Origin of the sequence: Dysgonomonas sp. 216 (assembly GCF_010501065.1) — a bacterium.
In the GTDB taxonomy this organism is placed as follows: domain Bacteria; phylum Bacteroidota; class Bacteroidia; order Bacteroidales; family Dysgonomonadaceae; genus QVMM01.
In genome coordinates this window covers 64,412-72,862 of sequence record NZ_QVMM01000019.1, presented here as the reverse complement: position 1 = coordinate 72,862, position 8,451 = coordinate 64,412, and the positions used below count along the sequence as shown (strand labels likewise).

The 8,451-nt window shown below is 38.0% G+C and carries 7 protein-coding genes; 4 read left to right on the top strand and 3 right to left on the bottom strand.

Annotation, left to right across the window (positions count from 1 at the left end; genetic code table 11):
• Positions 1–287 precede the first annotated feature (287 nt).
• Positions 288–2,318: a DUF2264 domain-containing protein gene (locus D0T53_RS11230; protein WP_163267917.1), complete on the top strand. Its 2,031-nt coding sequence runs from the start codon at positions 288–290 to the stop codon at positions 2,316–2,318.
• A gap of 66 nt (positions 2,319–2,384) precedes the next feature.
• Here D0T53_RS11230 and D0T53_RS11225 read toward each other — a convergent pair whose 3' ends face one another.
• The gene (locus D0T53_RS11225; protein ID WP_221411533.1) at positions 2,385–3,164 is read right to left on the bottom strand and encodes an XRE family transcriptional regulator; all 780 of its coding nucleotides are present in this window, start codon (positions 3,162–3,164) and stop codon (positions 2,385–2,387) included.
• A 248-nt stretch (positions 3,165–3,412) separates the two neighbouring features.
• On the opposite strand from D0T53_RS11225, the gene D0T53_RS11220 reads away from it, so the two are divergent.
• The 3 genes from D0T53_RS11220 to D0T53_RS11210 all read left to right on the top strand — a co-directional run bounded on the left by D0T53_RS11220 (position 3,413) and on the right by D0T53_RS11210 (position 5,167).
• Positions 3,413–3,796, top strand: coding sequence for a hypothetical protein (locus D0T53_RS11220; RefSeq protein WP_163267915.1), 384 nt, complete (start codon positions 3,413–3,415; stop codon positions 3,794–3,796).
• A gap of 25 nt (positions 3,797–3,821) precedes the next feature.
• Positions 3,822–4,445 (top strand): hypothetical protein, encoded by a 624-nt coding sequence (locus tag D0T53_RS11215; protein ID WP_163267913.1) that lies wholly within the window; start codon positions 3,822–3,824, stop codon positions 4,443–4,445.
• A 65-nt stretch (positions 4,446–4,510) separates the two neighbouring features.
• The gene (locus D0T53_RS11210; RefSeq protein WP_163267911.1) at positions 4,511–5,167 is read left to right on the top strand and encodes a suppressor of fused domain protein; all 657 of its coding nucleotides are present in this window, start codon (positions 4,511–4,513) and stop codon (positions 5,165–5,167) included.
• 86 nt (positions 5,168–5,253) lie between these two features.
• On the opposite strand, the gene D0T53_RS11205 is transcribed toward D0T53_RS11210, so the two are convergent.
• On the bottom strand, positions 5,254–5,835 hold the full coding sequence (locus tag D0T53_RS11205; RefSeq protein WP_163267909.1) for a sugar O-acetyltransferase: 582 nt from the start codon (positions 5,833–5,835) through the stop codon (positions 5,254–5,256).
• 77 nt (positions 5,836–5,912) lie between these two features.
• Positions 5,913–8,441 (bottom strand): tetratricopeptide repeat protein, encoded by a 2,529-nt coding sequence (locus tag D0T53_RS11200; protein WP_163267907.1) that lies wholly within the window; start codon positions 8,439–8,441, stop codon positions 5,913–5,915.
• Positions 8,442–8,451 lie beyond the last annotated feature (10 nt).

The window sequence follows — 8,451 nt, the reverse complement described above, 5'->3', positions numbered from 1 at the left end:
TTTGGGTGGGAGAGTAGGTAGCCGCCACTTATATAATAAAGCCTCGTATTATTTATTTAATACGGGGCTTTGTTGTTGTTTTAATGTTTACTAAATGATATGACTACAGGGATATAATATACTTCTTTCTTGCATTATATAGGTTATTTAATGACTCAATAGGGGCTAATGAATGATTTATACCATATTTTTGGGGATTTTAAGGCTATACTGTCTTTGCAATATTTATTATTTTTGATCTTCGTTATTCTTTTAGATTTATCTATAACAACACATAAACCATGAACATGAATCAGATTTCGATTAAGATTTTTTGCAGTTTGGCCTTGTTTATCTTAGCAATTCAGGGAAGTAGAGTAATTGCTCAGGAAAGCAAATCGTTAAACATTTTTCAGATAACACAGCCTGATAGTAAAAAGAGTCCGTATACGGGCGTGACCCGTGAACATTGGATTGATGCAGCCGAATACATTTTAGATGGGGCATTCAGTTATATCCATACTATGGATGATGCGATGAAATTTCCAAAACAGTTCGATAAAACATACCCTCGTGACGAAGGACAAGTTCCAACCGAAAAACTTGAGGGATTTTGCCGTACTTTATTTGTTGCAGCTCCCTTACTGAAAGAAAAGCCCGATTTGGTATTGAATAATATTAAAGTAGCAGATTACTACAAGTATAATCTCTTAAACCTCACTAATCCTGAGCATCCAAGCTATATTAAGCATCGGGGTAACGGTGGCCCTAGCCAAATATTAGTTGAATTCGGAGCATTGGCAATCTCTTTAGCTGTCAGCCCCGACGTGCTATGGGAGCCGTTGACGCAAGAACAGAAAGACGCAGTTGCAGCTATGATGCTAAGTTACGGCGATGGGCCGACTATCGGTTCCAACTGGCGTTTTTTCAATATATTCATATTGAGCTTTTTCAAGGATAAAGGATATGAAGTGAATGAAAAACTGATGTTGAAGTATCTGGACGAATGTCTGGATGCTTATCGCGGATGTGGTTGGTATAACGATTCTCCGGCGTACGATTATTACAGCATGTGGGCATTTCAAATGTACGGACCTGTTTGGGCTCAACTTTACGGAAAGAAATATTATCCTGAATATGCTCAGAAGTTTATGAATAATTTGTCTGATGCGGTAGACAATTATCCATATATGTTCAGTAAAGAGGGTAAGATGAATATGTGGGGACGAAGCATTCCCTATCGATTCGGAGCAGTGATTCCGTTAGCATTAACGGGATACTTGGATAACGCTGATATAAATTACGGATGGATGCGCCGCATAGCGTCGAGTACGATGATGCAATTTTTAGAGCATCCCGATTTTATGGAAGACAGAGTGCCTACATTGGGTTTTTATGGGCCATTTGAGCCTGCTGTTCAGATTTATAGTTGTAGAGGAAGTGTATATTGGATGGGAAAAGCTTTTTTAGCTTTATTGTTGCCAAAGGATAATCCTTTTTGGACAGCTAAAGAAAATAACGGGGCTTGGGAAAAAGAGTTAGAAAAGAATCGTGTTTACAATAAATTTCAAGAAGGTTCTAATCTTTTAATTACAGATTATCCAAATAGCGGAACTGCCGAAATGCGCTCGTGGTGCCACGAAACTGTTGCTGCCGACTGGCAAAAGTTTCGGAGTAGCGAAAACTATAATAAATTAGCGTACAATACCGATTTTCATTGGATGGCAGACGGGGAAAACGGAGAAGTATCGATGAATTATGCTACATTGAATGCTAAAAACGAATGGGAAGTATTACGCTTATATACATTCAAGAAGTTTGAAAACGGGATATATTATCGCGATGCAGTATTGGAAACAAACGGCGATATAAAATATCAGCTAACGGATATTCCTTTGCCCGACGGAATATTACGTGTAGATAAAGTTTATAGCCCTGTGAATACGAAAATACGCCTTGGGCATTATTCTATCCCCGAAAAGAACGCTTCTTTCAATCAAAACTCATATACTATTAATAAAAAGCAAATACCATCGGTGAGCAATGGTGAGTTTGAACTTGTTATGATTCCTCTTTATGGTTGGACTGGTGATATTGATATTATTCAGCCATCAGGATTACATCCTGTAAGCGACAAGTGTGCGGTTATAAATTTTAATGAGAATCTGGATAACGATAATGCGCAGGTTTACGTAACTCTGCAGCTTTGGAAAAAAGGAGGTAAGAAGTTTTCGAATAAAGAACTGAGTCCCGTAAAGGAAGTAAAAGTTTCGGAAGACAAAAACACAGTTGAGATCATCTTTAGCAATAAGTCGAAAAAAACTGTGTACTTCAACTAGAATTATATAAGTAAATAATATGAAGGATTGAGTTCGATATTGATTCGGGCTCAATCCTTTTTTGTTTTAGAAGCTTGACGATTGTCGGGCTACAATGTTGCAAAGTTGTCGTACATCGTTTAACGAAACTCTGAAATCGGCGTATTCGGGCGATGGGTTTAGCGAATGACATATTATTTCGCCTGTTTCTACATTGTGCTCGGTTATTTGCTTGCATACTATTGTATTGTCCAGCACAATAATCCAGTAGGGATATTCGTCGTTATGTAATTTATTGTACCAAAGGTCTTGCCTTAGCTCCCGTGCCAAAACAATATCCTTGTCCGATATACTGCGTTTGCTGTCGTCGTCCATGCTATCGCCTTTTATCTCGAATGCAAAATATTTACCCAATCCGATCTTGTCTACAACAAATTCAACTTCTTCCAGATTGTTTATAAACTCGCAATCCCTGTATTCGTCTATATATTTAGCATATGCCTTAATGGGGATCAGAGGAACACGCATCTTGTATTTGCCGTTGGGCATTTCGTAGTAGCTAACTCCACTCTTGCTTTCGAAAAAAGGCTTTTCGGATTGAATTGCTTCTTTATTCTTTATTCTGTCTTCAGGAGATATGGGGTCGATCATTTCGCCCTTTCCGGTAATCAGCCATTCCAAAGAATATCGTGTAAATGCACTAATTATTTTGGTCAGATTTTCAAAACTAGGGTTTGTTCCCTTCTTAAACATAGAGTCGAGCGTATATCTGGAGATACCGGTTTCCTTCGAAAAAGTCTCGACAGAGATGCTCTCGTTGCGGATGATCTCTCTAATTCTTTCTATTATAGTTATTTCGGGGCTCATATCTTTATAATCATTCTAAATTAGTGTAAATGCATTGTTTCGTGTATGCTAAATTTGCTTTATTGGTGTAAATACACTATATTTGTATTGTTGATAAAATATAACACAAATGTAATTAAATATCTGAAATATTGACTTTTAAATATATATAAATTTTCTGTTTAATTGTTTTTGTGTTTTGTTAACGTGTAAATGTACTGAAAAAGTATTTTGTGTAATTACACAATTATCTATAAGTAAAAAGCCATATGATAGCACAATCGGTATTAATGCATCCTGTTCTGGCTCTTTCTGCTACAAAGAAAAGAGTGAAATGTAACCCTTTGCAGCAGCAGGAGTGGCTGGTGAAAGAAAATATTGATGTTTTGTGTAAAAGCATTGAAGATAAAATGGAGGATTTAGATAACGATTGTAAAGAAACTATCGAGATGGAATTATTCGGGTTGAACATTTACGTAGATGTGGCAACCAGGGGATGGGACTATCGTAGCATTGAACTGTTGGCGGTAGATGTTATGAATGCAGATTGTGATGCATTAAATGGAGCCTCCCGAATGCTTTTTAATGCTTTGACAGAGACTATTGCCCGAATGAATAGGGAAATGGATGAAGAGTATGGAAATAATTATTAGTAATCATCATATAAAAATCGGAATTATGAAATTAGGTAACACAGCTGGCAAAAACAAAGGTAAAAAGTATTTGAAAATTAAAGGTGATGAAGAAATTACAGTAGAGAATTTGGCGAAATCGGATCACTTTAAATGGTGGTTCGGCGAAAACTACGAACGCTTGTGTAATGAGTTGAAACAGAAAGATACCTTTGATGTGGATATTTTGAATGAGACTTTTTTGCGCATATATGATAAAATACTATATGGGGGGCTCGATGTTAAAGATTATAAAGCATATTTTCACCGTGCATTTTTTACAAATTATATGCAGGCGGTAATAAATATGGCAAAAGATATGGCTGCGTCGATAGACGGTGTGGATGTATCCGATTCTTCGGACGACGATGCTGCTCTTACGCAGGCAAAGGCTTGTTTAGAAGTAGATATAATGGATTATGTGTTGAAAAAATATTCCGAAAAAGATTTCGAACTTTTTAAGATGTATGTAACATTGAAGCCTGCTGTGAACTATGCCGACTTGTCGGTTATGACCAAGATGCCGCAAAGTCGTATCAGCGAAAGAATAGGGCGGATAAAAAAGGATTTGCGGTCGAACGAAGCTTTTGTAGAACGCCGGAAAAGGTTAGTAAAGGGATTTATTGACTAATTGGGCTCGGAGTTATTTAAAATAAACCTTATATTCGCAACAGAAAAAGAACTAAGATTTTTATTATGACACAAAAGGAATACAAAGAGCAGTTTGACGAAGATGATGCTATAGGTTGGCTGGAGATTGATAGAAAGGTGGAAGAAGTTTATGGCGCAACCGAGCCGCGGCATTATGCACCGCCCTTGCATTTTGCTTTAGGTGGAAACGACCCGATAGACGGAACAAGCATATACGATTCGGATAAACAGGAGTTTCATCGTCATTTTATTACCTATGGAATGTCAGAGTTATATTATAATGAGGAAGCTGCCGGAGGTGAATTTAGCAAATGGGGATTTGAGTTTACATTCAGACTGAAACCATTTGCCGAAGATGAAGACGAACCTTTGTGGGTTATTGAGGTTTTTAATAATCTGGCGCGTTATGTTTACGAAAGCGGGCGTTGGTTCGAGGAAAATCATTTTGTTCCTGCCAACGGGCCTATTCGCACCGAGACGCAATCGCATGTCGATATAGTAGGCATTGTTTTCGCTCTCGATCCGGAGTTAGGGAAAATAAGTACCCCGCATGGCGAAGTTTCTTTTCTGCAAATGGTAGGGATAACATCGAAGGAATTGGAGCGGCTGAAAGCAAATCCAACAACAACCGAAGTTGAACAACTGATTGCTGAAATGCGTAAAGATAATCCGTTGCTTATTACCGATCTTACACGGGTATAATTGAACAAAGCAATATAAAAAAAGAGTGTTTGATTTTTTTCAAACACTCTTTTTGTTATTTCATCAATCGCGATATTAATCCGAATTTATAAATGTTTTATAACCTTACATGGAGAACCAACGGCAAGACAATTGGCTGGTATAGATTTATTAACCACGCTTCCGGCTCCTATCGTTGTGTTATCGCCAATGGTTACACCGGGTAAAATAATAGATCCTCCTCCTATCCACACATTGTTTCCAATTGTAACCGGTGCTGTTAACGATTTCCAGAATGGGAAAGTTCCGTCATCGGTTTGGGTAAGACGCTCGGATGGGTTAATGGGATGCGAAACAGCATAAATTTGTACATTAGGGCCTATCCCTGTATTATCGCCAATTGTTATTTTGTTGCAATCGAGAAATGTACAGTTCATGTTTATTTCACAATTATTCCCTATATGAATGTTTTCTCCGTAATCGACCGAGAAAGGAGCTGATATCCAAACATTATTACCAACAGAACCAAGTAGCTTTTGAAGAATGCTGTTTAATAAATCGCTGTCGGTAGTATCTGCTGCATAATACTCTTTCATCAACTTTTTAGCCAGATGCCAACGGGTTATTAATTCTTCATCGCCGGGAAAATAGGCTTGGCCGGAAAGCATTTTTTCTTTTTCGGATTTCATAAGCCGTGCATTTTATTATTTCATAACTTATAAAATATAACAACAGGCTACGAACGAGGGTTTTATAATTTCCGTTATTATTTTTTCTTCATTTCGTCAATCAAAGATTGCGCTTTATCTTTTAGCCCGAGTTTATTATCTTCATCAAGGTCTATGCAGCACTCGAAATCGGCAATTGCGTTTTCAAAGTCTTTCAGGTCTTTATGTGCAAATCCTCTTAGAAGGAAGTAGCGTGCGTTATGCGGATTCAATGATATTGCTTTGTTATAATCGGCAAAGGCTAAAGGATAGTCCTTTATTTTATAATATATCAACCCCCTGTTGCAGTAAACGCCCGATATATTGGGGTTTATCTCTATTGCTACGTTATAGTCGCTCAAGGCTTTCGAATAGCTATCTTGTTTGAAATATACGTTTCCACGGTTATAATATAAATTGGTGTCTGACGGTTTTAGGAATATTGCCCTTGTGTAATCTTCTACAGCCTGATTTGCATTGCCTTTGTTTGCGTAAATACTTCCTCTTGCGGCATATGCACCGGCAAATGTGGCATTTAGTTCAATGGCTCTGGTGTAGTCAATTAGTGCGTCTTCCTGCTTGTTCAACCTGTTGAACGTGTTTGCTCTTCCGAAAAATCCTTCCGCGTTTTTAGGGTTTTCTTTTATGGCTTTATTGTAACAGTTAAATGCACTGACATAATCTTTTTGCTTGAAAAAGGCATTTCCTTGTTTTATGTAATCGATATTATCCTCTGCCTTTTCTTCGTATTTAACTTCGATTTTCTCTTTTACACTTTCTTCTACGTCCGATAAATCTTCATCTTCGTCGGCCAAAGTTCCGCCAATTGCTATTTCGTTATCGGCCAGTTCCCGTGCCTGATAGTAGTCTTCGTTTCCGGGGTTTAGTTCAATGGCTTTGTCGTAATCGTCGACAGCCTGATCGAAACAATCCATGTTATGATAAACATGCCCCCGGCAGTAGTAATAATCGGCCTCGTTAGGATTCAGTGATATAAGTTTGTTATAGTCTTTTAATGCTTCGTCCTTATTGCCATTCTGGAAATAGGCAAAGCCACGGTTGTAATAGTAATCTTCTTTTTCGGGGTCTAAGTTTATTAAATGATCGAAGTCGATGATAGCTTCGTCAAACTTGTCCAACTTAAGATAGTATAATCCCCTGCTATAAAGATAGTTTATATCGTCGGGGCTAATTTCTATTGCTGTGTTCAGGTTAGATAAGGTATTTTCCGTGTCGTTCAGAGCCTGATATGCTAACGCTTTCCGGAAATAGTAGGCATGATTGTTCGGGTCTATCCGAATGGCATCGTTAAAATCGGAAATAGCTTCATCGTATAATCCCAGATTTGAATAAATGTTTCCCCGGCTAAAGTAATATCCGTCTTTGGTTTTATCCATATTTATAGCTTTGGTGTAATCAACCAATGCATTGTCGTAATCGTTCAAATGGGTGTATGCATAGGCTCTTCCCTCATAAAATTCAGCTTTGATATTGCCCAATTCTATTGCTCTGTTGTAATCGTTCAGGGCGTTATCGTATTCTTGTTTTATGATGAAAGCCGCAGCTCTGCGGTTAAGTAAATTTGCATCCAGAGGTGTTATGCTCAGTGCTTTGTTATAGTCTGAAATAGCAAAATCGGCATTCTCTTCTTCCAAAAACAAATTGCCCCTGTTTAAATAATATGTAGCATTAGACGGGTTTAGTTCAATGGCTTTGTTCAGATCGGCAAAGGCTTCTTCCTTTTTGTCGAACTTCTGGTATGCGCAACTTCTTTTGTAATAAATATCAGGAATTTGTTGGTTTACGCTTATAATTTTTGTCCAATATCTTATCGCCTGATTGAAGTTGCCCTCATCGCTATATAAAGTACCTGCATGCGTATAACACTCGGTTAGTAATGTTTTCTTTCGGTTGTCCGACAGTTTTTCGTCTACTTCAATCTGAAAAGCCAGAGCTTTTATGTCTTTAATCTTTTCTTCAGCCGATTGCTTTACTAAAGCCGACTGTAAGGCAAGGTTGTATGTCGATATATGTTCGCTTTCGGTAACCTTTTGTTCCAGATCGCTCAACCCCGATATTTTTGAATCTATTGCTTGTTCTGTTTTAACTAAGTCGGTACTTATCTGGTCTTTCTTGCGGGATATAAAAGCCAGTCTGTCCTTAAGCTCCATAAAGCCTAAGAAAACAAATATAATGGCTAATAAAGTAATAAGTCCTGCCCATATAAGCAAGGTGTTGTTTAACGAAGCGGCTTCTTTAGCCAAAGTATCGGAGTATTCGGTCAGCTGATGTGTTGCCCTCCCGATAAGTAACGATTCCAGTCGGTCGGCTTCTTGTTTTTTTACAACTTTTACACTGTCAATATAGTGGCGCCCCGAACCGTCGGTCGATACAACCCATTCGGGTTCGGCTTTGAGCAGCTTAAACACTTCCTGCATTTCCTTTTGGTTCTGCTCGGCTCTTTCTATTATTGTATTTGTATTTTGTATAGCGGTGTACATAACGCCAACCACTATTATAGCAAGTACAACAACAAACCACCAAAGGTGAACTATACTGCTGCCTTTTTTTATTTTTTGTTTTTTCATTAGGTTTTAC